The sequence below is a fragment of the Streptomyces sp. Q2 genome (assembly GCF_056820935.1).
Map to the genome: position 1 here is coordinate 1 of NZ_JBXEJE010000010.1, position 22,442 is coordinate 22,442.

A 22,442-nucleotide genomic window follows, 5' to 3' on the forward strand; every position below is an offset into this window, starting at 1 on the left:
GGCGCGGCGGGGTCCGCCCCGGTGTGCGCCGCCGCGGCGGCGGGCGCGAGCGCGAGCAGGCCCGCCGCGCAGAGCGCACCGGTGGACAGGACAGCCCGGGAAGTAAGTCCGATTGTCATACCGCAAACGTAGGAACGAAGTCGCCGAACACAGCGCTGCCCGGGCCGAGCGGGGCCCGCGAGCACCCGGATGCCGCACGCCGAGTCGCCGTTCCTGAGCGGTTCGTCAGCCGACGGGCAGCGTCGGCTGGATGCGGCGCAGGAACGTGGCGTTGTCGGGGGTTTCCCGCATCCGCTCCAGCAGGGTCTCCGTGCTGGGCTGGCCGTCTCGGGTCTGCAGGGCTCGGCGCAGGCCGCGTACGGCGGTCAACTCGGCCGTAGACAAGAGAAGTTCCTCGCGACGGGTGCCGGAGGGGTTGATCTCGACGGCGGGAAAGACGCGGCGGCTCGCGAGCTCGCGGCTCAGGCGCAGCTCCATGTTGCCGGTGCTCTTGAGCTCCTCGAAGTAGAAGTCGTCGGCGCGCGATCCGGTCTCCACCAGCGCGGTGGCGAGGATGGTGAGCGAGCCGCCTTCCTCGGCCAGGCGGGCGGCGCCGAAGAACCGCTTGGGGCCGATCAGCGCGGTCGCGTCGACACCGCCGCTGAGCGTGCGGCCACCGGCGGCGGCCGCGTTGTTGTGGGCCCGGCACAGCCGGGTCAGGGAGTCGAGCAGGATGACGACGTCCTCGCCTGCCTCGACGAGCCGCTTGGCCCGCTCGATGACGAGCTCGGCGAGGGCGATGTGCTGCCTGGGCGCCTTGTCGAAGGTCGAGGCGTACACCTCGCCGCGCACGGAGCGCCGCATGTCGGTGACCTCCTCGGGGCGTTCGTCGAGCAGCACCACCATCAGCCGGGCCTCGGGATGGTTGCCGGCGACGGCGGCCGCGATCTGCTGGAGGAGGACGGTCTTGCCGGTCTTGGGCGGGGCCACGATGAGCCCGCGCTGCCCCTTGCCGACGGGGGCGATCAGGTCGGCGACGCGGCCGGTGAGCCCGGCCGCCGGGTGTTCGAGGCGCAGCCGCTCCTGCGGGTGCAGCGGTGTCAGGTCCCGGAAGTGGCGACGGCCCCGCTGCTCCTCGGGGCTGCGCCCGTTGACCCGGGCGACCTCGGTCAGGACCCGCTGGGCGCCGCGTACGCCGTCGACGTGGTCGCCCTTGCGCAGGCCGTACCGGCGGATCAGCTGGGGAGGGACCTGGAGGTCGGAGGGCGAGGGGTGGAGGTCCAGGGGGCGCAGGTGCCCCTTCCCGTGCGCGTCGACGTCGAGGACGCCGGTGGCGACCCGGGCGGGGGCCTGCTGCTGGACAGGGGGGTGTTCGAGTGTGGTGGTCATGCTGGGTGGTCCTTTCACGGACGGAAGTCTTGAGGCATGCGGAAGAAGGAAGGGGTGAGCCGCGAGGGGAGGCGGAGCGAAGACGCGCCTCGGCGGCGGGAACGCACCTCGGGTACGGCGACTGAGGCCTTCGACGAGGTGGTGCTGGGAAGCCGATGTGCCGGCCGTGGAAACGGCGGGCGGTGCGGCTGGTTGAGAGGAACTGGCACCGGCGCCCGGAACGGGCGTACACAAGTGCTAGCCGCAATGTACCACGCGATGCGCGGTCAGGTCTGTGACGCGGGACTCAACGGTCGGCCAGCAGGCCGTACAGGAGGGGGATGCGCGGCTCGGGAAGCCGCCACCAGCCTGACGGTGTACGGACCATCTGCGGCCAGCGCTGCCAGGGCAGTTCGTCGCTTTCCCGCAGGCGCCGGACGTTCAGTCCCACCCCCGTCAACGCGCCGATGACCTCTCCTATTCCGTGCATCCACTCGTAGCTGTCGGTCGCGCCCTCGACGGGCGGGCCGTCGGTGTAGGTGTGGGTCGCGTCCCGGCGCACTGGGCTCTCGCCGCCCAGGTAGTCGTGGCGCAGCAGCAGCTCGGGGCCCTCGCCTGCGGCGGGCTTGGGGCCCAGCGAGTTGAGCAGCGGATGGAACTCGACGATGTACAACCGGCCGCCGGGGCGCAGGAGTTGGGCCACGGCACTCGCCCAGCGCTCCAGGTCGGGCAGGTAGCACAGTGCGCCCTTGCCGGTGTAGACGACGTCGAACCGCCGTCCCTCCAGGGCCTCGACGGCGTCGTAGACGTTCGCGCACACGTATCCCACGTCGAGCCCGGCCTTGGCCGCGATGGCCTTCGCCGCCGCCACGGACGCCTCGGAGAAGTCGAGGCCGACGGCCCGCGCCCCGCGCCGGGCGAAGGCCAGTGTCTCGGTGCCGAGGTGGCACTGCAGATGGAGCACGTCGCGGCCGGCGAGCTCACCCAGGTCGTCCCACTCGAAGGCACCGAACCAGCGCTCGGGGTCGAGGTCCTGGTCGAGCCCGTAGAACCGGCTGGCGAGATGGACGGGGGTGCGGGCGTCCCAGTTCGCCCGGTTGGCCCGCATCAGCCGCTCGTGCTCGTCGGTGGTCATGACGGCATCCAACCGTGAACGGACCCCTCAATGCCAACGGTCCGAACCCCGATGGCCGCCTCCGGCGCATGGTCGCTGACAGGCTCAACGGTGCGGTGCGGTGCGGACGCGGGCGTGGAGGCTGGCGCCCGGACCGCCCTCGGCCTCGGCCACGGCCCGGCCGTCGGCGTGGTCATCCGCGACGGTGCCTCCGTACTCGGGACGGCGATGCGGCCCGCCTCCGTCTGGCCGACGGCACACTTCAGGGCCAGTGGCCCTTGTCCCGGCCTCTCCTCGCGCGACCCTGCCCGGGCACCGGCCAGCGTTGTGGTGTGCGTCACAAAAGGAATAGGGTGAGGTCGCTTGGAGAACCGCCGGGCGGCGCGTCGAACAGCGGTGCGCGACCTGGCCGTCTCCGGGTGAGGGAAGTGATCCCCTTGTCGGTCGCCTGGGACGACATCGGCGGACTCGTCGATGCCCACGAACGTTTCCTGGCCGGTGCGCTCGTCGACGCCACGGTCCGGGACTCGGTGCTCGACTCCTGGAAACGATGCAGGTCGGCGGGGCTCGAGCCGCACCAACTGCTGGTTCCCTACGCTCCGGACCTGACGTTGGAGGACCGGTTCCTGCGCGCCGCCGACCCCGTCCTGACGGATCTGAGCGCGTCGCTCACCGAGGTCGGCATGGCCGTCGCGCTCTGCGACGCGCGAGGCCGCATGATCCAGCGGCTCGGCGGTGACCGGAAGCTGCGCGACCGCTTGGACGAGGTGCGGTTCGCACCCGGCTTCGACGCTTCCGAGCGAGCCGTCGGCACCAACGGTGTCGGCACCGCGCTCGCCGAGCGCAGCCCCGTCTACGTCGTCGGCCGAGAGCACTTCGCCGACTGCCTCCAGCCCTTCGCCTGCGCCGGGGCGCCCGTCCGTGACCCCTTCAGCGGACGCATCGAGGCCGTACTCGACCTGACCTGCCTGCGTACCGACAGCGACCCCACCATGCTGAGGCTCGTCCGCGAGGCCGCCCGCGGCATCGAGGCACGGCTGCTGGAGCTGTCCACGCAGCGCGAACGCGCGCTGCTCGCGGCGTACCGGCGAGCGGGCCCCGACGTGGGCGGATGGCCGCGCCAGCCCCGCCTCGCGGCGCCCGACCTGGGAGACGGCCGCGGTGACGGCGGCCTCGGCCGCATCGACCTGGCCGTGCTGCGGGAGAAGGCCGAGGAGCTCCTCGCCTCGCCCCAGCGCAACCTCGACGAGGTCGTCCTGTCCGGCGGCCGCGTCGCCACCCTGCTGCGCCGCCCGGTCATGGGCGCGGAGGGCGAGACCGGCGTGGTCGTCGAGGCCCGGATCCTCGGCGGACCCCGGCTACGCCAGGCCGGATCGACGGCGGCCGGGATGACGACCGTGGCGGGGACTGAGGCGGGGACTGAGGCGGGGACGATCGCGGCCGGGGCGGCCTCGGCGAGACCGGCGGAGACGGGGGCAGAGGCCGGAACGACCGCTGCGGGGGCGACCTCGGCAGCGGCAACGGCCGCGACGACCGCGGCCGCGTCCGGGCCGCGCCCGTCCGGCAGCGTCACGGATGTACCGCCCGCGGCCGCGCCGGCGACGGCCCGGGTCGTCGCGACCGCGCCGACGACACCAGGGCCTGCGACCACGCCGGCCACCGGCGACGGCACCTTCCTGTCCACCGCGTCCGCCGATCCGCCCGCGCCGACCCTGATTCCGCCCGTCACCATGCCGTCCGTGACCATCCCGTCCGCGCCGCGGCCCGCGCCCGACGGGGACACCGAGCACCTGCCGCCCCCGACCCGGCCCGGCGAGGACGGCAGCGGTGCCGATGACCGTCTGCTGCTCGTCGGCGAGCCGGGCGTGGGCCGGCTCGCCGTGCTGGCCCGCAGGCGCCTGGAGTGGCTGCACGACGCCGGTGTCCGCGTCGGCACCACCCTCGACGTCACCCGCACGGCCGAGGAACTGACCGAGGTCGCCGTCCCGAGGTTCGCCGACTTCACGGCCGTGGACCTCCCCGACGCGGTGCTGCAGGGCGACGAGCCGGGCCCGCTCGGAGCAGGGACCCCACTGCGCCGGATCGCGTTGGGCTCCGTCCACGAGGTGCCCTACCTGTACGGCGTCGGCGATCCGGTCCACTACGTCCCGACCACACCGCAGGCCCGCAGCCTGGAGAGCAGGCGGTCCGTGCTCGAACCCGTGCTCGTCGAGGCCGAGGGCTGGCTCGCCCAGGACCCGGCACGGCTCGAACGCGTCCTCGCGGCGGGTATCCACTCCCTGATCACGGTGCCGCTGCGGGCCCGGGGCGCGACCCTCGGCGTGGTCAGCTTCTACCGCTCCGACAAGCCCGCCCCCTTCGAGGAGGACGACCTGTCCCTGGCCCAGGAACTGGCCGGCCGCGCGGCGATCTGCATCGACAACGCCCGTCGCTACACCCGCGAACACAACACGGCCCTCGCCCTGCAGCGCAGCCTGCTGCCCCGGGGCCGGCCCGAGCAGAGCGCCGTCGACGTCGCCTACCGTTACCTGCCCGCGCAGGCCGGGGTGGGCGGCGACTGGTTCGACGTCATCCCGCTCTCCGGCGCCCGGGTCGCCCTCGTCGTCGGCGACGTCGTCGGCCACGGCCTGCACGCCGCCGCCACCATGGGACGGCTGCGGACCGCCGTACACAACTTCTGTTCCCTGGACCTGCCGCCCGACGACCTCCTCACCCACCTCGACGACCTGGTCGGACGCCTCGACCGGGGCGAGGGCTGGGCGGTGGACAACAGCCAGACCGACTGTGGAATCGTCGGAGCCACCTGCCTGTACGCCGTCTACGATCCGGTGTCCCGGCGCTGCACCCTCACCCGCGCCGGGCACCCCTTCCCCGCGGTCGTCGCACCCGACGGCACGGTGGAGTTCGTCGAGCTGCCCTCGGCACCGCCGCTCGGACTCGGCGGGATGCCCTTCGAGACCGTCGAACTGGAGCTGGCCGAAGGCAGCCAGCTCGTCCTCTACACCGACGGCCTGATCGAGGACCGGCACCGGGACATCGACTCCGGCCTCGACCGGCTGCGGACCGTCCTCGCCCACGCCGACCGGGCACCGGAGGACACCTGCGAGGCGGTCCTCGACGCCCTGCTCCCGGAGCGGCCCAGCGACGACGTGGCCCTTCTGGTCGCCCGCACGCACGCCCTGGGGCCCGACCGGGTCGCCCAGTGGGACCTGCCCAGCGATCCGGCGGTCGTCTCCCGTTCCCGCGCGGCGGTCACCGAGCAACTGGCCGCCTGGGGCCTGGACGAGCTCGCCTTCACCACCGAACTCGTCGCCAGCGAACTGGTCACCAACGCCATCCGCCACGCCACCGGCCCGGTCCAGCTCCGCCTGCTCCGTGACCGCGCGCTCATCTGCGAGGTCTCCGACGGCAGCAGCACCTCACCCCGGCTGCGCCGCGCCCGCACCGAGGACGAGGGCGGCCGCGGCCTCTTCCTGGTCGCCCAGCTCACCGAACGCTGGGGGACCCGCTACACCCCCAACGCGAAGATCATCTGGACCGAGCAGCCTCTGCCGCGCGCCTCGTGAGGCGTCCGGCGCGTTGGTGATCGCTAGCAGATGGACCACCAGGGGCACCACCTCGTCGACAGTGCCCGCGCGACTCTGCGGAGTCATCGCCAGGTGCGCCTGGACAAAGACCCGGCCGCCAACGAACAGACGAGGACTCATGAACAATTGAGGCTGGAAGTGCTTCCAACGCCCGTGTTGTACGCGGGAGGGGCGTCACGGGCCGCGGTGACGGGCCCGTGACGCCCCGGGGAATTCGACGGGGTCAGTGCTGCCAGACCCTCACATAGTCGACCATCATGTCAGCGGGGGTCAGCCTTGGACCGCCGTGCTGATCACTGACCCCATTGTTGAGAATCAGGTACATCGGCTGTGACGTGATTCCGGACGTGATCTGTCCGACCTGCTTTCCGTCGTAATAGTAGGTAACCGAACCCGACTTCCATTCGGCGCCGTACGTGTGCCATCCGGTGAAGTCACCGGATGCGCAGCCGCCCGGGCCGCCCGCGTCGGAATGGAAGTGGTAGCATGCGCGGCCGCTGAGCCCTTCCATGACATCCATTTCACCGTCGGTCGGCCAGTTCTGCCCGTCGGTCCAGAAAGCGGGCCAGTTGGCGATCTGTGTGCCGGACGCCGGTGAGTAGATTCTGGCCTCGAAAGCACCGTAGGTGAACTGGGCTTTGTCGTTGCTCTCGACCAGGCCGGAACGGTACGGGTAGGTCGTGCCGTTGACCGTGGTCTGCTGCTGAACTGCCGTCAGGTGCAGCGAGCCGCTGCTGACGCTGACCTGGGACGGGGCGTAGGCGCCCAGCTCGGCGGAATTGACCGGCTTTGTGGTGCAGGTGGGGCAGCCCAGCCAGTTGGGGTTCCACTTGGTGGAGTCAAGCGTGGTGCCGCTGAACTCGTCACCGAACACCTTCCGCCAGGTGCCCGGTATGCCCAACGGAACGGCCGAACCGGTCACTTCGGTCTGGGTCGGCGTGGGTGCCGTGGTGGTGCCGGGGTCGGCAGTCGGGCTCGGGCTGGGTACCGAGGACGGGGCCGGGCTCGCGCTCGCGGTGGGGCTCGGGGAGGTGCTCGCGCTGCCGGAGGTGAACGTCTTCACCGGAGGCAGTTGGTACCGCGTGCCCTGAATCTTGTAGGTGACGAAATAGGTGTACGTGCCTGTGGGAAACGTGCGGCTGCCCGAGGTGTAGGTCGTCCCGGAGGGGCCCACTTTCGCCGCGGTCGTACCAGGGAAATCGTAGTGCGAACCGTCTCCTGAGCGCGCGGCGACCGTCAGTTCCTGCACTTTTGTCGTGCGCTCGGAATGGAGTTTCGCGGTGGCGGCGAATTGTCCGCCGGATGTCGCCGAGACCGACAGAGAGTCGACGATCACGTCGGCCGACGTCGATGCGGGTTGGCTCGCTCGCGCCGTGGTGCCTGCGGCGATAACTGCCGCGGCGAGCAGCAGCGGCGACAACTTGTGGACCATCGTGAGCCGAGGACGGCGTCTTTGGTTTTTCCTTTTGGTCATGTGCATGTAGTGGTCGACCTTTCCCCCCGCGTGTCCGCCTGTGGGTCGCGTCGGAGTGACTCGAACGCACTGGACTTTGCGTGAGCCAATTCCTGTCCGCAACCACCGTGCGCACCGCGGAGCAGGTTCGTTAAGTCCTCCTGTTCTCAAATGCGCATGCAGAGGGGGGCGGTTGAGGGAATCGAGACCCCCGCTGTGATGTGCGCCATAGCTGTGTCGCTTATCCCGCAAATGGGACTAAATGGGCAAGACTCCCGATTCTTAACGGAAGTTCTGGGGTCGCGGGGTCCGGCCCCGCTTGCGCGCCCGCGGCAGATAGGAGTCCGAGCGGCCGGGCGCCACACGGTTGGCGAGGTGCCGAGGCGATCCACGGGAGCGTCACCTCGTCGCCGGGCCGCAGCGGCGGCGGTGTGTGCTCCCCGGACAGCCCCCAGAACTCCGCGAGCGCCCCCAGTCACAGGTGCCCGACCCCAGGACGTCCCCGGGGCCCGCCCGGATGTCACGGGCGGAGTACTCGCCGACGAGCTCGCCTTCGAACACGTCGAGGTCCTGACCGCCGACCCGCGCGAGGCGCCGGCTCGCATGCCGCGGCGGCGAAGGTGATCAAGGAGGGCGGGGACTCCCGTACGGCCGTGTGCGAGGTACCCGACCCGAGGCGGTACGGCGGCTCATCGCCGAACTCGCCGACGAGGACGTGTCGTTGCTCGTCAACAACGTGGGAGTGGCGGGGCCGGTGAAGCCGCTCACCGCAGTGAACCGGACGAGTGGGACGACGTGTTCGCGGTGAATGTGCACGGGGGCGTACCTGACGTGCCGGGCCTTCCTGCCCCGGATGATCGCCGCCGGACACGGTGACATCGTCAACGTCGCCTCGGTCAGCGGCAAGCGCCCACTGCTCCACCGCACCCCCTGCACCGCCTCCAAGATGGCGCTGCCCGGCCTGGCCCGTACCCTGGCCGGCGAGGTCGGACCGCAAGGCATCTCCGTCAACTCCCTTTCACCCGGCCCCGTCCGCGGCCCACGCGTATGGACCGCAGCTTCCGCCTGACCGCGGAACTCGCCGGCCGCACCCCGGAACAGGCCGAACCGGATTTCGTTCTCCCGCGCCGCTCTCGGCCGCCTCGTCGTGGAGGACGAGGTGGCCCGCTCCCTGGTGGCGATGCTGTCGATGCCGGCCCCGTGCGGTGCGGACATTGACCTCTCGGCGGGGATGATCACACCGGCCTGACCCGCCGATCCTGACCACTCGCACCTCAGGTGCCCCGCCCGGGCCGTCGTGACCCTCACTTCCAGGAGTTGGGCATCGTCACCAACACCCCGCAGGCGGCTGTCAACAAGGGCGTGATCGTACGCCTGAACAGCGGCTCCACGTGGACGGTCACCGGCACCTCGTACCTGACCTCGCTCACCGTCTCCGTCGACGCCACCCTCCGGGCGCCACACGGCACCTCGGTGACCATGACCGTCGACGGAACGGCGACGGAGATCGAGCCCGGCGGCATCTGCATCGGGGCGATCACCCTGTCCGTCGTAGGAGACCCGGCCGAGGCGGATGCTCACCGAGCCGCGCCTCCGCGTCCCGGTGCGCCTAAGCTGACCCGGTGTTCAGCCCCGAAGGCCCCAGTCTGCGCGAGCTCGCCGTCCAGGCGCTGTCGTCCGTCGAACGCGGTTACGACCTGCTCGCCCCGAAGTTCGACCACACCCCCTTCCGTACGCCGGAGCCGGTGCTCGACGCCGTCGCCTCGGCGCTGCGCCGCATGGGTCCCTTCGACGCAGGGCTCGACCTGTGCTGCGGGACCGGCGCCGGCGTACCCGTGCTGGCGCAGGTGTGCCGGCAGAGCGTCACCGGGGTCGACTTCAGCGCGGGCATGCTCGACGTGGCCCGGGAGCGCACCAGGCCCGCCGGGCCGCACGTCTCCTGGGTGCGCGCGGACGCCCGGGCCCTGCCGTTCGGCCCCGCCTTCGATCTCGTCGTCAGCTTCGGGGCCTTCGGGCACTTCCTGCCACGCGAACTTCCGGGACTGTTCGCCCAGGTCCACGGCGTCCTGCGCCCCGGCGGGAGCTTCGCCTTCCCCGTCCTCGCCCCGCCGCGCCCCGCGTCCCGCGCCTACTGGATGCTGCTGGGCTTCGACGCCGTGATGTGGGTGCGCAACGCCGTGTGGCGGCCGCCGTTCGTCATGTACTACCGGGCCTTCCGGCTCTCGGAGGTACGACGGGAGCTGGAGCGCACCGGATTCGAGGTGGACCTGCACGCCCTGCCCGAGTTCGGGCACCGGCGGGACGGCAGCCCACGGGTCCGGATGGTCGTGGCCCGACGGCTGCCGTAGCCGAACGACGGCATCCGATGGGGGATCGGACGAAGCGGCGTACGAACGACAGGGCGGTGCGGTATCCGCGACCTCCGGCCACCGGTCGTCGACAGAGGCCGGCGACCGTGGGCTCGGCCGTCGGGCCGCCGATCACGCCCGCCGGAGGGCCGGAGGCCCGCCCTACCTCACAGTGCCCGGTACAGGGCGTCGATCAGCGCCATCTTCCGTGGGTCGTCGGCGATGTGCGGTCCCATGCGGTTCATCACGTACCCCAGTGACACCTCCGCCTCCGGGTCGGCCAGTCCGCACGAGCCGCCGAAACCGTCGTGTCCGAAAGCCCGCGGGTTGGGGCCGTACGACCCGTTCGGTCCGCTGAGCCACAGGCCCAGCCCGATCTCCGTCTCGTTCTCGAAGCCGGCGCCAAGGACCAGGTCACGGCAGCTGCCCTGGCCCTCGCGCACCCGCTCGGCGGCCTCGGGGGAGAGGACGCGGTGACCGTCGTACGAGCCCCGGCCCGCGAAGACGCCGTAGAGCGCGGCGACGGCCCGCGCGGTGCCGTGGCCGTTCGCGGCGGGTATCTCGGCGGCCCGCCATTCGGGCGTGTTGGCCTCGGCCGCGCCCGCCGGGGGGTTGGTCAGCGCGGCGATCGCGGCGGGCGCCAACTGGCTGAACACCGCGGCCTGTTCACTGCTCGACGCGGTCGGCGGATGCACCAGCTCGGCGGCTCGGCCGGCCTCCTTCTCGGGCAGCCCGACGGTGAAGTCGATCCCGAGCGGGCCGGTCACCTCCCGCTCCAGGAACGCCCCCGGCAGCAGTCCAGACACACGTCGTACGACCTCCCCGACCAGGAAGCCGTACGTCAGCGCGTGATACCCGGACCGGGTTCCCGGCTCCCACCAGGGCTCCGTCGCGGCGAGCCGCTCCACCGTCAGCTCCCAGTCGCAGAGCTGGGCGAGGGTGTGCGGCTCGCGCAGCCCGGCCAGACCGGCCCGGTGCGACAGCAGGTGCCGTACGAGGACCTTCTCCTTGCCGGCCGCGGCGAACTCCGGCCAGTACAGGGCCACCGGCGCGTCGAAGTCGAGCAGTCCGCGGTCGGCGAGGATGTGCGCGCACAGGGCGACCGGGCCCTTCGTCGTCGACCACACGTTGACCAGCGTGTCGCGCTCCCACAGGCGGGTGCCCGCCGCGTCGGACCAGCCGCCCCACAGGTCCACCACGGTCTTGCCGTCGACCGCCACGGCCACCGCGGCGCCCAGCTCCCCGCGGTCCCGGAAGTTCTCCTCGAACGCCGTCCGCACCGCGTCGAAGCGCTCGTCGCAGTGGCCGTGGACCGCCGACTCGTTCTCGGACATGGACCCTCCGTCGTCCTCGGAAGCCCGGGCCGCCATGCTGCGACCCGGGCCCCATGAACATACCGACTGGTCGGACTAGGTGGAAGGTGTCGTACGCGAAGGCTCGGAGGCCTCACGGTTTCACGGGCCTCCCGGCCTCAGGGGAAGAAGAGCGATCCCTCCGGCTCCCGGTGGCCCGCACTCGTGTGCCAGTAGTCGCGCGTCTCGACCGCGAGGCCGGACCCGTCGAACCGTACGAAGACGCACCCGGCCAGCGTGGACGCTTCGCCGGCCTCCTCGGAGAACACCCGGAACTCGGCCACCGCGACCCCGTCCCGGCCGACGACCGGCGTCGAGAACCGGACGTCCGTCACCTGCTCCCGGGCGAACGACCAACGCAGGTACTCCGCCAGTCCGGCCCGGCCACGGTGCGGCTCGCGGAACGGCATGGAGCGGTGCACGCAGTCCTCGGCGTACAGCTCCAGCAGCCCGGCCACGTCGTGCCCGGCCCAGGCCCGCTCCCACACCCGCACGAACCGCTCCGCGGCCTCACCCGTCTCCACGCGCGACCCCTCAGGCGTACGACCGCAGCCAGCGCACCTTGGCCGCCTCGTGGTAGGGCCCGCCGCCCTCGTGGTCGTTGAAGTCGTACACCTCGATCGTCTTCTCGTCGTGCGCCCAGCCGTTGAAGGCCGCGAAGACGGTGGAGGGCGGGCAGGTCTGGTCCTCCAGAGCCACCGAGAACAGGGCGGGGGCGCGGCCGCGGGACGCGAAGTGCACGCTGTCGAAGTAGGAGAGGGTGCGCAGGGCGTCCTCGGTGCGGCCGCGGTGCGTCTTGAGGTAGAGGCCGATCTCCCGGTACGGGTGGCGGTCCGTGAGCGTCGCCGCGCGCGGGTAGTCGCACAGGAACGGCACGTCCGGCGCGACGGCCGCCAGGTCCGGGACCAGACCGCCCACCGCGATCGTGATGCCGCCGCCCTGGCTGGCACCGATCACCGCCGTGCGCGCGGAATCGGCCAGGGGGTGCGCGCGGGCGGCCTCGACGGCACGCACCGCGTCCGTGAACACCCGGCGGTAGTAGTAGTTCTCCGGGGCGTCGATGCCCCGCGTCATGAAACCGGGATACGCGGGCGCGCCGCCCACCGGGTCGGCGGTGCCGCCACCGCCGCCCCAGGCGCTGCCCTGACCGCGGGTGTCCATCACGAAGTGCGCCCGGCCCGTGGACGCCCACAGCAGATGCTCGTGCGGCAGACCGCGCCCGCCGCCGTACCCGACGAACTCCACCACCAGCGGGATCGGCGCGGCGACCTCGGCGGGAATCGTGAACCAGCCCTTCACCGGGTGACCACCGAACCCGGAGAACGTCACGTCGTACACCTTGACCGTGGACAGACCCGTGTCGACGAGTTCGAAACGGGCGTCCAGATCGTGCTCGCGTGCCTCCTCGAGCGTCTTGGACCAGAACGCGTCGAAGTCCTCGGGCTCGGTCGACGCGCTGCGGTACTCGCGGAGCTCGTCGAGCGGAAGGTCGAACAGGGCCATCTGGGACCGCCTTTGCGACAGGGAGCGTGCGGATGATCACACCGTACGGGGATGGTCGGACGACTCGCCAGGTCTTTCGCCACGCACGTGCCTACGATGGCGCCATGACGTCTGCCGCCCAAGTGCCGGTCGAGGTAGTGGATCTGCTGGTCAGGGACGCCCGGCTGCTCGTCGTCGACGATGGGCGGGAGATCCCGGGCGGCTGGGTGTCCGTCACGGGTGGTCGGGTCACCGGCGTCGGATCGGCCGGGACCGAACCCGAGGCCCTCACGACCGTCTCCGCGGCCGGCCGGCTCGTCACGCCGGGCCTGATCAACACGCACCACCACATCTACCAGAACCTCACCCGCTCCTACGCGCCCGCCGTGAACGGCTCCCTCTTCGACTGGCTGACCACCCTCTACCCCCTGTGGGCCGCCCTGGACGAGGAGGCCGCCTACGTGTCGGCGTACGTCGGCATGGCCGAACTGCTGATGGGCGGCTGCACGACCTCCTCGGACCACCTCTACGTCCACCCCCGCCCGCGCCTGGTCGACGCCGAGATCCGCGCCGCCCGCGACATCGGCTTCCGCTTCCACGCCACCCGCGGCTCGATGACCCGCTCCGTCGAGGACGGGGGACTGCCTCCCCGGAGCGTCACGCAGACCGACGAGGAGGTCCTCGCCGACAGCGAGCGCCTCATCAGGGCCCACCACGACCCCGAACCCGGTGCGCTGATCCGGGTCGCGCTCGCACCCTGCTCGCCGTTCTCGGTGACCAAGGAGCTGATGACGGCGACCGCGGAACTCGCCGAGCGCCACGACGTGCGGCTGCACACCCATCTCGCCGAGGACCGCGACGAGGACACCTACTGTCTGGAGACGTACGGCTGCCGGCCCGTCGAGTACTTCGAGGACACCGGCTGGATGAGCGACCGCACCTGGGTCGCCCACTGCATCTACCCGAACGACGACGAACTGCGCCGCCTCGCCGCCGCGGGCGTCGGTGTGGCGCACTGTCCCAGCTCCAACATGCTCATCGGCGGCGGCACGGCCCGGGTCAGGGAGATGCGCGAACTGGGGCTGCCCGTCGGCATCGGCTGCGACGGCTCCGCCTCCACCGACCACGCCTCGCTCTGGATGGAGACCCGCGGGGCCCTTCTCCTCGGCCGCTACCGCGGCGGCCCCGGTGCGATGACCGCACGGGACGCCCTCGACCTCGCCACCCGCGGCTCGGCCCGCTGCCTGGGCCGCGCGGACGAACTGGGCCACCTGCGGCCCGGCGCGTGCGCCGACCTGGTCGTCTGGGACCTGCACGAGGTCGCGCTGGCCGGGGCGTTGAGCGACCCGGTGGAGGCGTGGCTGCGCTGCGGGCCCGCCCGGGCGTGGGCGACGGTGGTCGCCGGAAGACTCCTGGTCGACCGGGGCGAACCGGTGCTGCCGGGACTGGCGGACGCGCTGCGGACGCATGGAGGGATCGCTCGGCGGATGCAGCGGATCTAGTGGCGCGGCAGGCGACGTTCGCCCGTCGAGGAGCGGCGTCCGGTGCGTGCTCTCGGTGTGCCGGCCGGAAGCCCTCGTACCGGACGTACGCGGGCTTTCGGTGGACCGGCCGCTGTTCGACCGCACCCTGCGCGCCGCGGCCCGCGCGGCCGGAGCGGACGTGGCCGAACAAACCGCCGTACGCCACCCAGTACGCCGCACCGACGGAACCTCCGGTGCGGCGTCAGGGCGCGTGCCGGGCGTCGCGACGGGGGCAGGCGTCGCCTGCCGGGGCACGAGCTGTCGGGCGCGGGCCGGTCACGCCCTGCGGCGCGTCCACTGCGGCTCGGTGAGGGCCCAGTCGCGTTCCCACTCGGCCATCCGGTGACGGCGTGCCGCCCCTCGTACGACGGAGTGGCCGAGGAGCACCACCGCGGCCGCACCTCCGGCCGCGCACGCGCCGATGGTGAGCGTGTGCTGCCAGACCGCGCTCTCGTCCGGCGGCGGGAGCACGCTGCGGCCCTTGGTGTCGAACCACACGTCCACCACCTCACCCCGTTGCGAGCCCGCCGGAACCCGGGCGGTGGCCGTCCGCGGACCGGTGCCCGGCTCCGTCCAGCGCACGGTCGCCCGGTAGGCGTGCTCGCGGCCGCCCTGCACCGAGGGCAGGGAGCCGCCGGTCTTGCCGATGACCTCGGCGCGGACCCGATGGCGCTCGGCGCGCTGTTCCACCGCGGCCGAGCGTGCCTCGGAGTGGGCCCAGGAGGCGGCGAACGCCCCGACCAGGGGAGCTCCCAGACAGATCAGCACCGCGACGGCAAGGACCGTCCACGCCTCGACGACGTCCGACCGACGTCGCAGCGGACTGCGCCGCCAGCGCCAGCCGCGCACCCGGGTTCGCATGTCGACCTCCGCACCGCGCACGCCTGCGAGTGCCCCCAAGCATCTAGTACCCGTTTTACCGGCATCGTTCACCGGCGGCCCCGCGTCGGGCCGCCGGTGAGGAGTGCCCAGCGGGGTGATGCCGAAACGCCGGGGGGCTGCGGTGGCCGGGTGAACCGGCCACAGGGTCGCGAAGACGGTGGCGTCCCGTGACGCGCGGGGCTCCGCCCTTGACGCGCCCGGTTCCCGCCTGTCAGCCGAAGCGTTCGATCCGGATACGGTCCACCGGCTGACCCGCCTCGACCAGGAGGCGCGAGGCGTGCTCGGCGAAGGCGTTGGACCCGCACACATAGGCCTCCCACCCACCAGGAGGCTGCTCGGCCAGGAGCGACGCCACATGGGCGGCCGCCATACGTCCCACCGGCACACCCTCCGGCGCGGTCCGCGTGAACACCGGCGTCGTCTCCGCGCCCAACTCCCGCGCGTAGATGAGCTCTTCGGGACTGCGCGCCGACACCAGCATCCGCAACGGCACGGACAGGTCCCGCGCTCGGTGGTGGCGCACCATCGACATCAGCGGTACGACACCGGAGCCGGCGCCGATCAGCAGGGCCGGCCGGTCGCCGGGCCAGGCGAAGAAGCCGCTCAGCGGACCGCGTACCCGCACCTCGTCGCCGGGCGCCGCCACCGTGTGGAACCAGCCCGAGACCTCACCGCCCTCCACGTGGTCCAAGGTCAGCTCGATGTGCCCGGAGTCGTCGGGGGCGGACGCGATCGAGTAGTGGCGCTGCGCCGCGTAGCCGTCCTCGGCGGTCAGCCGCAGCATCAGGTGCTGGCCCGGCAGGTGCCCGGCCCAGGCGGGCACCGCGAAGCGGTAGGTGGAGACGCGCGGGGTCTCGCGCCGGATCTCGGTGAGCGTGGCGGTCTGCCACACCGAGGCGGCCCGGTTGCTCACGGCGATCCGTCCGGGCACGGCGAACCGCGTCGCGGGCGTGAAGCCGGAGGGAGAGGAGCCGGGGGAAAGGAGGCCAGGGGACGTGGTACCGGGGGAGCCGGGGGAAGTGGACGTCTCAGTCACCGGAGTACCGCTGCTCCTCCCAGGGATTGCCGCGTTCGTGGTAGCCGTTCTGCTCCCAGAAACCCGGCTCGTCGTGGTCGAGGATCCGCAGGCCCGCGATCCACTTGGCGCTCTTCCAGAAGTACAGGTGCGGCACCAGCAGCCGGGCCGGCCCGCCGTGCTCGGCGGCCAGCGGCTTCCCGTCGTACTCCCAGGCGATCCAGGCGCGCCCGCCGGTCAGGTCGGCGAGCGGGAGGTTGGTGGTGTAGCCGGTGTGCGAGTAGGCGACGGCATGGGTCGCGGAGCCATGTGGCCGCACCACATCCAAGAACGCGTCCAGCGACACGCCGCCGAACCGCACCCCGAACTTCGACCAGCTCGTCACGCAGTGGATGTCGCCCTCGTACACGGACGCGGGCAGCTTGTGCGCCTGCGCCCAGTCCCAGGTGCGGGGCGCCTCGACCAGCCCGTCGACACGGAACGTCCAGTCGGCGGGGGCCAGGTCGGGCGTGACCTCCGCGGACAGGACGGGCCAGTCGTCTTTGGCGTCGTACTGGCCGGGCGGCAGGCCCGGGTTGTGGACACGGGCGCGTCCGGTGAAGCCTCGGGTGACGTTCATATGGGTCCAGCGTGTCAGCGACGGCAATGTCTTACGCGTCAACCGTACGCGCACGTCAGACCGTCGCGGTTCCGGGGCGGTCCCACGATCATTGCGGCAGCGTGAACTCTCCGGCGCCCGGGGAATAGCGGACCGCCGATCCTCCTTGCCGACTGGTGTCGCGACCCGTGTCTCATACAACCGCCTGACCGGCGACAGCGAAGGAGAGTGGGAGCAGTGCCCAAGGCGTACGTCTTCACGCGGTACGGCGGTCCGGAGACCGAGGCCCTCGTCGAGGTGGACCGGCCCGTGCCCGGTCCCGGGCAGCTCCTGATCGCGGTACGAGCCGCCGGGGTCAATCCCGTGGACTGGAAGCTGCGCACCGGGTACCGCCGGCCCGGTGAGCCGGGCGACCGCGCGTTCCCCGCCGTCCTCGGCAGCGAGGCCTCCGGGGTGGTGGAAGAGGTCGGCGAGGGCGTCGAGGGGTTCGCCGTCGGGGACGAGGTCTTCGGCAACGCGGTCGCCGGTGGCTACGCCGAGTACGCCCTGCTGCCTGCCGCGGTGGCCGCGCACAAGCCCGCCGAGCTGTCCTTCGCCGGCGCCGCGACCCTGCCCGTCGCCGCCGCGACCGCGTACGACGGGATCCGCCAGCTCGACCTGCCGTCCGGTGCGACCGTGCTCGTCACCGGCGCGGGCGGCGGCGTGGGCGCGGCGGTCCTGCAGATCGCCCGCGCCTTCGGACTGGGCGCCGTCGGTGTCGCGAGCGAGGGCAAGAAGGACTTCGTCGAATCGCTCGGCGCCGTGCACGTCACCTCCGGGCCGGACTGGGCCGAGCGGGCACGGGCCGCCGCACCCCAGGGCGTCGACGGGGTCTACGACCTCGTGGGCGGCGACGTGCTGTCCGAGGCGGCCCAACTGCTCACCGACCGGACGAAGTTGATCACCGCCGGTGCCCCGCCCGAGGACGTGGGGCGGCTGGGCGGTGCCCGAGTGGCCCGGGCCCGCACGGCGGCCGTCCTGGAGGCGGTGGCGCAGCTCGTGGTGAACGGCGACCTGAACCCGCACATCACGGAGAGGTTCCCGCTCGACCGGGCCGGCGAGGCCCTGCGCACGGTCGAGGGCGGTCACGCCCGAGGCAAGGTCGTGATCGAGGTCGCCCGATGACCACCGAAGCCGCGAAGACCATGGACGGACCCCGGTACATCGCACGGTCCGCCGACCGCCCGCGGATCAGCGACACCCTCCACGTCCTCGACAACCCCGCCCGCGCCGCGCTGACCGGACCGCATGCCCACTTCGCCGAGCGCCACGGCCGGATCCTGCGCTACCCCGTGGACGTGACGCCGTGGCTGGCCCTTTCCGACGAGCCCGACGCCGGCGACTGGGCCGACCTCGCGGCCTTCGCCGGTCCCGGCGCCGAGGTGCCGCTGCTCGGGTTCGGGGGGCGGCTCCCCGACGACTGGGAGATCACCTTCCGCATAGAGGGCGTCCAGTTCGTGGACGACGGTCTGACCACCGCCCCGGAACCCGAGGCGGTCCGCCTCGGCCCCGACGACGTGCCCGAGATGCTCGACCTGGTCGCCCGCACCCGGCCCGGCCCGTTCCTGCCCCGCACCATCGAGCTCGGCACCTACCTCGGCATACGGCGGGACGGGGCCCTCGTGGCCATGGCCGGCGAGCGGCTGCACCCGCCGGGCTGGACCGAGATCAGCGCGGTCTGCACGGACCCGGCCTTCCGCGGCGAAGGCCTGGCGAGCCGGCTGATCCTCGCCGTCGCCCACGGCATCCGCGACCGTGGCGAGACCCCGTTCCTGCACACCGGCGCCGGCAACACGAACGCCATCCGGCTCTACGAGTCCCTGGGCTTCCGGCTGCGCCGTACGACCGCCTTCATGGCCGCCCGGGTACCGGAACGGCTGCCGGAGGGACGTACGGCCGCAACGGTGTCGTAGGCGCGGGGAGGCGGTAGGGGGAATCAGTCCTCCCCGGAGCCGGCCGCCGGCCAGGCGTTGTACCGCACGAGATACCGGGCGAACCGCTCCAGGTCCTCCGCGGGCCAGTCCGCGAGCCGCTCCCGGAAGGCGGCGCGGCGGCTCTCGGTGACCTGGGCCAGGATGTGCCGGCCCGCCTGAGTGAGGTCCAGGACCTGGACGCGGTGGTCCTCCGGGTCCTGGCGCCGCTCGACGAGCCCGGCCCGCTCCAGGGCGGTCACCTGGCGGCTGACCGTGGACTTGTCGAGGGCGTAGTGCGCGGCCAGGTCGGTGGCGCGGCAGCCGCCGCTCTCCTCCAGGTGCCCGAGCAGGGTGTACGAGACCAGCGACAGCTCGGGATGCATCCGTCCGGCCGAGGCCCGGGCCCGGCGGGCGAAGGACGTCATCTCGCGCTGGATGGTCTCCACGGCCGCGTCACCGACGGTTGCTGCGGATGCTTTCACGGTTCCTCCCTCACGCCACTGGTTGCATAATACAACTCGTGATCGTTGGGGTAGTGTGTCCGCGCTGTGCCCGTCGTGAACGACCAAGGAGGTGAGACCCATTACCGCTGTGTCAGGTCGGGTGCTCTCTCCTCGAACCGGCGCGGACCACCGCCAGTAGGCGGCCGCGAGAGCACCCTTCGGCTTCCGAAAGGCTCTCGGCTTCCATGCCTCCACTGTCACCCCCGTCTCCCCCCTCACCTGCATCTCCCTCTTCGCCGCGGCCCTCTCCCTCGTCCCGTGACTTTGTCGTGGCCGCGCTCCGCGCCGCCGGCTGTGTCTTCGCCGAGGACGAGGCGCGGTTGCTCCTGGCCGCCGCCCGCACCCCGGCCGTGCTGGCCGCCATGGTCGACGACCGCGTCGGGGGCCGGCCCCTCGAACTCGTCCTGGGCTGGGCCGAGTTCCGGGGCCTGCGGATCACCGTGGAACCCGGCGTCTTCGTGCCCCGCCGCCGTACCGAGTTCCTCGTCGAGCAGGCCCTCGTCCAAGTCCCCGAGGCCTCCGTCGTGGTGGACCTGTGCTGCGGCTCGGGTGCCGTCGGCGCCGCCCTCGCCACCGCGCTCGGCCACGTCGAACTGCACGCCGCCGACATCGAACCCGCCGCGGTGCGCTGCGCCCGCCGCAACGTCGCCGCCGTCGGCGGTCACGTCCACGCGGGCGACCTCTTCGACGCCCTCCCCGCCGAACTGCGCGGCCGCGTCGACATCCTGGCGGCCAACGTGCCGTACGTCCCCACCGGCGAGGTCGCCCTCCTGCCCGCCGAGGCACGCGACCACGAACCACTGGTCGCCCTCGACGGCGGCGCGGACGGCCTGGACGTCCTGCGCCGGGTCGCGGCCCAGGCCCCCCGGTGGCTCGCCCCGGGCGGCTGCCTCCTGGTCGAGACGAGCGAGCGCCAGGCGCCGGCGGCCGTCGATGCCTTTGTCAGCAGCGGCCTGGACACCCGCCTGGCCGTGTCCGAGGAGATGTACGCCAACGTGGTGGTCGGAACCCGGCCGTGGCGCGACCGTAGGGCGGTGGCGCCCCGCCGTAACGGGGGGCGCTGAGCGAAGCCGTCGGCGGCGACCTCGGTCGTGCCTGAGACCTCAGGTCAGGGGGCGGTCTGCACCCGCGCGATGAGCAGCGCCACGTCGTCGGAGTTGTCGGGCTGGTGCAGTGTGCGCAGCAGGAGGTCGCAGACCTCCTCCAGCGGGCGGTCGGGGCCGTCGAGCAGGGCAAGCAGGGCGTTCAGGCGCTCGTCGAGCGGGTGTTGCCGGGTCTCGACGAGGCCGTCGGTGTAGAGCACCAGCCGGTCGCCGGGTTCGAGGTCGACGGTCGTGGTGGAGAAGGCGACGCCGCCCACGCCCAGCGGTGCCCCGGTGGGCAGTTCGAGCAGCTCCGGAGGGCGGCCCGGACGCAGCCGGACGGGCGGCAGGTGCCCGGCGTTGGCGATCCGGCACTGCCGCAGCCCCGGGTCGTGGACGACGTACACACAGGTCGCGATCGACTGGTCCGGCCCGTCGGTGATCCGGTCGAGGTGCTCCAGGAGCCGGGCCGGATCGAGGTCGAGGGAGGCCAGGGTGTTCGTCGCCGTGCGCAGTCGGCCCATGGTCGCCGCCGCGTTGAGGCCGCTGCCCATCACGTCGCCCACCACGAGCGCGGTCTTGCCGCCGTCCAGCGGGATCACGTCGAACCAGTCGCCCCCGACCTCGGCGGTGGCGCCCGCGGGCTGGTAGCGCGAGGCGACCTCCAGGCCGCCCGTCACGGCCGGATGGCTGGGCAGCAGACTGCGCTGAAGGGTGAGGGCGGTGTCGCGGGCGTTCTGGTACCAGCGTGCGTTGTCGATCTGCACGGCCGCGCGGGACGCCAGTTCACGGGCGAGCAGCACGTCGTCCTCGGCGAACGGCCGCGGGTTGCGGGCGCGCTTGAGATCGAGGGAGCCGAGCACCTCGCCGCGCGCGATCAGCGGCACCGCCAGATAGGAGTGCACGCCCGCCCGGGCCAGCAGCCCGACCGCCTCGGGGGAGCGGGCGATGCGTGGCAGGTCCCCGGCCTCGACGTGCGCGACCAGGACCGGCTGTCCGGTACGCACGCACTCGGTGACCAGGCGGTCGGGGGCGTACCGGGCCACCTGTCCGGGCGGGTCGGCGGCGCACAGGGCATCGGGGGCGCGGTCCGCCTCCACGGCCAGGGCCCGCATGACGGCCGGATCCGCCGGACCGAGGGTGCTGGGCCTGCCCTGCACCACCGCTTCCAGGAGATCCACGGCGGCGATGTCCGCGAGGTCGGGCACGGCGACCTCGGCCAGCTCCCGTGCGGTGCGATCAAGGTCCAGGGTGGTGCCGATCCGGGCGGAGGCGTCGGCGACCAGGGCCAGCCGCCGGCGAGCGGCCTCGGCCTCGGCTTCCGCCCGGTGCTGCTCGGTGATGTCCGCGACCGAGCAGGCCACGCCCAGCACGGTCCCGACCGCGTCCTCCAGCCGGTAGAGCGAGACCGACCAGGCGTGCTCCTCGTTCGGATCGGCGGGTGTGCGGCCCACGCTCTGCCGGCCGAGCAGCGGCTGTCCGGTCTCCAGTACCTGACGGGCCGCGGTCTCGAGGGCCTCGGCGTCGATCTCCGGCAGGACCTCGCCGATGGCCCGTCCGACGTGGTCCTCGGCAGGGATGCCGTCGAGCCGCTCCAGGGCCGGGTTGACGGAGACGTACCGCAGGTCGGTGTCGAGGACGGCGAGCCCGGTCGGGGACTGCGTGACCATCCGCGTGGACAGCGCCACGTCCCGCTCCAGTCGCCGTACGGTCGACTGGTCGGCGGCGAGGCCCAGGGCGTAGACGTCGCCCCGGTCGTCGAGCAGCCGCATGTTGCGGAACTCCACCAGCTTGGTGCTGCCGTCCTTGTGCCGGACGGGGAACGCGCCGGCCCAGCCCTGACCGGTCTCCATGACGTCGGCGAACAGCTTGGCCACCAGGTCGACATGCTGTTCGTGGATTATCAGGTGCGCCGCGTAGTGCCCGAGCGCCTCCCGTGCCGGGTAGCCGAACAACTCCTCGGCCTGTGGGCTCCACAGCACGATGCGTCCTTCGGTGTCCAGGACGATCGAGGCCACCCCGAGCACGTCGAGCAGCCCGCTGGGCTGGACCGGACCACGCACCGGACCACGCACCGGGCCGGCGGCTGGGTCGCCTGGCATCGCCTGCCGCTCGCCGCCCTCGGTCACCGGACTCTCCCGGCTGCTCTCATTGCACGCACCGCCTTCGGCCGCCCTCGCGGCACGCCGTTGCCCGTGTCGACC

General features: G+C 72.5%; 20 protein-coding genes. 8 read left to right on the top strand and 12 right to left on the bottom strand.

The window, feature by feature from the left end:
* Window positions 1–225: 225 nt before the first annotated feature.
* Complete coding sequence (gene rho / locus ACWBNA_RS12605) at window positions 226–1,368, bottom strand: transcription termination factor Rho (protein WP_482704400.1); 1,143 nt, start codon at window positions 1,366–1,368, stop codon at window positions 226–228.
* A gap of 286 nt (window positions 1,369–1,654) precedes the next feature.
* Complete coding sequence (locus ACWBNA_RS12610) at window positions 1,655–2,482, bottom strand: class I SAM-dependent methyltransferase (protein ID WP_482704401.1); 828 nt, start codon at window positions 2,480–2,482, stop codon at window positions 1,655–1,657.
* A gap of 407 nt (window positions 2,483–2,889) precedes the next feature.
* Between ACWBNA_RS12610 and ACWBNA_RS12615 the strand changes: the two genes are divergently transcribed.
* Window positions 2,890–6,027: an ATP-binding SpoIIE family protein phosphatase gene (locus ACWBNA_RS12615; protein ID WP_482704402.1), complete on the top strand. Its 3,138-nt coding sequence runs from the start codon at window positions 2,890–2,892 to the stop codon at window positions 6,025–6,027.
* Window positions 6,028–6,271: 244 nt separating this feature from the next.
* Here the strand turns inward: ACWBNA_RS12615 and ACWBNA_RS12620 are convergent, their stop codons facing one another.
* On the bottom strand, window positions 6,272–7,528 hold the full coding sequence (locus ACWBNA_RS12620) for a glycoside hydrolase family 16 protein (RefSeq protein ID WP_482704403.1): 1,257 nt from the start codon (window positions 7,526–7,528) through the stop codon (window positions 6,272–6,274).
* A 628-nt stretch (window positions 7,529–8,156) separates the two neighbouring features.
* On the opposite strand from ACWBNA_RS12620, the gene ACWBNA_RS12625 reads away from it, so the two are divergent.
* Entirely contained in the window at window positions 8,157–8,309 is a 153-nt protein-coding gene (locus ACWBNA_RS12625; RefSeq protein ID WP_482704404.1) for a hypothetical protein, read from the top strand.
* Between the two features lie 45 nt (window positions 8,310–8,354).
* Window positions 8,355–8,570 carry an SDR family NAD(P)-dependent oxidoreductase gene (locus ACWBNA_RS12630; protein WP_482704405.1) on the top strand — a complete coding sequence of 72 codons (216 nt, stop codon included), beginning with the start codon at window positions 8,355–8,357 and terminating at the stop codon, window positions 8,568–8,570.
* A gap of 235 nt (window positions 8,571–8,805) precedes the next feature.
* Here ACWBNA_RS12630 and ACWBNA_RS12635 read toward each other — a convergent pair whose 3' ends face one another.
* Window positions 8,806–9,030 (bottom strand): hypothetical protein, encoded by a 225-nt coding sequence (locus tag ACWBNA_RS12635; protein ID WP_482704406.1) that lies wholly within the window; start codon window positions 9,028–9,030, stop codon window positions 8,806–8,808.
* A gap of 93 nt (window positions 9,031–9,123) precedes the next feature.
* On the opposite strand from ACWBNA_RS12635, the gene ACWBNA_RS12640 reads away from it, so the two are divergent.
* A complete protein-coding gene (locus tag ACWBNA_RS12640; protein WP_482704407.1) occupies window positions 9,124–9,849 on the top strand; it encodes a class I SAM-dependent methyltransferase in 726 nt (241 codons plus the stop codon).
* Window positions 9,850–10,016: 167 nt separating this feature from the next.
* On the opposite strand, the gene ACWBNA_RS12645 is transcribed toward ACWBNA_RS12640, so the two are convergent.
* The 3 genes from ACWBNA_RS12645 to ACWBNA_RS12655 all read right to left on the bottom strand — a co-directional run bounded on the left by ACWBNA_RS12645 (window position 10,017) and on the right by ACWBNA_RS12655 (window position 12,704).
* Window positions 10,017–11,183, bottom strand: a complete 1,167-nt coding sequence (locus tag ACWBNA_RS12645; RefSeq protein ID WP_482704408.1) for a serine hydrolase domain-containing protein — start codon at window positions 11,181–11,183, stop codon at window positions 10,017–10,019.
* Window positions 11,184–11,320: 137 nt separating this feature from the next.
* Window positions 11,321–11,725 (bottom strand): nuclear transport factor 2 family protein, encoded by a 405-nt coding sequence (locus tag ACWBNA_RS12650; protein WP_482704409.1) that lies wholly within the window; start codon window positions 11,723–11,725, stop codon window positions 11,321–11,323.
* 10 nt (window positions 11,726–11,735) lie between these two features.
* Entirely contained in the window at window positions 11,736–12,704 is a 969-nt protein-coding gene (locus ACWBNA_RS12655) for an acetylxylan esterase (RefSeq protein WP_482704410.1), read from the bottom strand.
* A 104-nt stretch (window positions 12,705–12,808) separates the two neighbouring features.
* Between ACWBNA_RS12655 and ACWBNA_RS12660 the strand changes: the two genes are divergently transcribed.
* Window positions 12,809–14,185 (top strand): 8-oxoguanine deaminase, encoded by a 1,377-nt coding sequence (locus ACWBNA_RS12660; protein WP_482704411.1) that lies wholly within the window; start codon window positions 12,809–12,811, stop codon window positions 14,183–14,185.
* Between the two features lie 297 nt (window positions 14,186–14,482).
* Here ACWBNA_RS12660 and ACWBNA_RS12665 read toward each other — a convergent pair whose 3' ends face one another.
* From ACWBNA_RS12665 to ACWBNA_RS12675, 3 genes are all read right to left on the bottom strand, one after another.
* On the bottom strand, window positions 14,483–15,067 hold the full coding sequence (locus ACWBNA_RS12665) for an Rv1733c family protein (protein WP_482704412.1): 585 nt from the start codon (window positions 15,065–15,067) through the stop codon (window positions 14,483–14,485).
* A 232-nt stretch (window positions 15,068–15,299) separates the two neighbouring features.
* Entirely contained in the window at window positions 15,300–16,019 is a 720-nt protein-coding gene (locus ACWBNA_RS12670; protein ID WP_482704604.1) for a ferredoxin reductase, read from the bottom strand.
* Between the two features lie 97 nt (window positions 16,020–16,116).
* Window positions 16,117–16,722 (bottom strand): sulfite oxidase-like oxidoreductase, encoded by a 606-nt coding sequence (locus ACWBNA_RS12675; RefSeq protein ID WP_482704413.1) that lies wholly within the window; start codon window positions 16,720–16,722, stop codon window positions 16,117–16,119.
* 216 nt (window positions 16,723–16,938) lie between these two features.
* On the opposite strand from ACWBNA_RS12675, the gene ACWBNA_RS12680 reads away from it, so the two are divergent.
* A complete protein-coding gene (locus ACWBNA_RS12680) occupies window positions 16,939–17,865 on the top strand; it encodes an NADP-dependent oxidoreductase (RefSeq protein WP_482704414.1) in 927 nt (308 codons plus the stop codon).
* Between the two features lie 20 nt (window positions 17,866–17,885).
* Window positions 17,886–18,653 (top strand): GNAT family N-acetyltransferase, encoded by a 768-nt coding sequence (locus tag ACWBNA_RS12685; protein ID WP_482704606.1) that lies wholly within the window; start codon window positions 17,886–17,888, stop codon window positions 18,651–18,653.
* A gap of 23 nt (window positions 18,654–18,676) precedes the next feature.
* On the opposite strand, the gene ACWBNA_RS12690 is transcribed toward ACWBNA_RS12685, so the two are convergent.
* Window positions 18,677–19,078 (bottom strand): MarR family winged helix-turn-helix transcriptional regulator, encoded by a 402-nt coding sequence (locus ACWBNA_RS12690; protein ID WP_482704607.1) that lies wholly within the window; start codon window positions 19,076–19,078, stop codon window positions 18,677–18,679.
* A 263-nt stretch (window positions 19,079–19,341) separates the two neighbouring features.
* Between ACWBNA_RS12690 and ACWBNA_RS12695 the strand changes: the two genes are divergently transcribed.
* Window positions 19,342–20,220, top strand: coding sequence for a putative protein N(5)-glutamine methyltransferase (locus ACWBNA_RS12695; protein WP_482704415.1), 879 nt, complete (start codon window positions 19,342–19,344; stop codon window positions 20,218–20,220).
* Window positions 20,221–20,264: 44 nt separating this feature from the next.
* Here the strand turns inward: ACWBNA_RS12695 and ACWBNA_RS12700 are convergent, their stop codons facing one another.
* Window positions 20,265–22,340, bottom strand: coding sequence for a SpoIIE family protein phosphatase (locus ACWBNA_RS12700; protein WP_482704608.1), 2,076 nt, complete (start codon window positions 22,338–22,340; stop codon window positions 20,265–20,267).
* Window positions 22,341–22,442 lie beyond the last annotated feature (102 nt).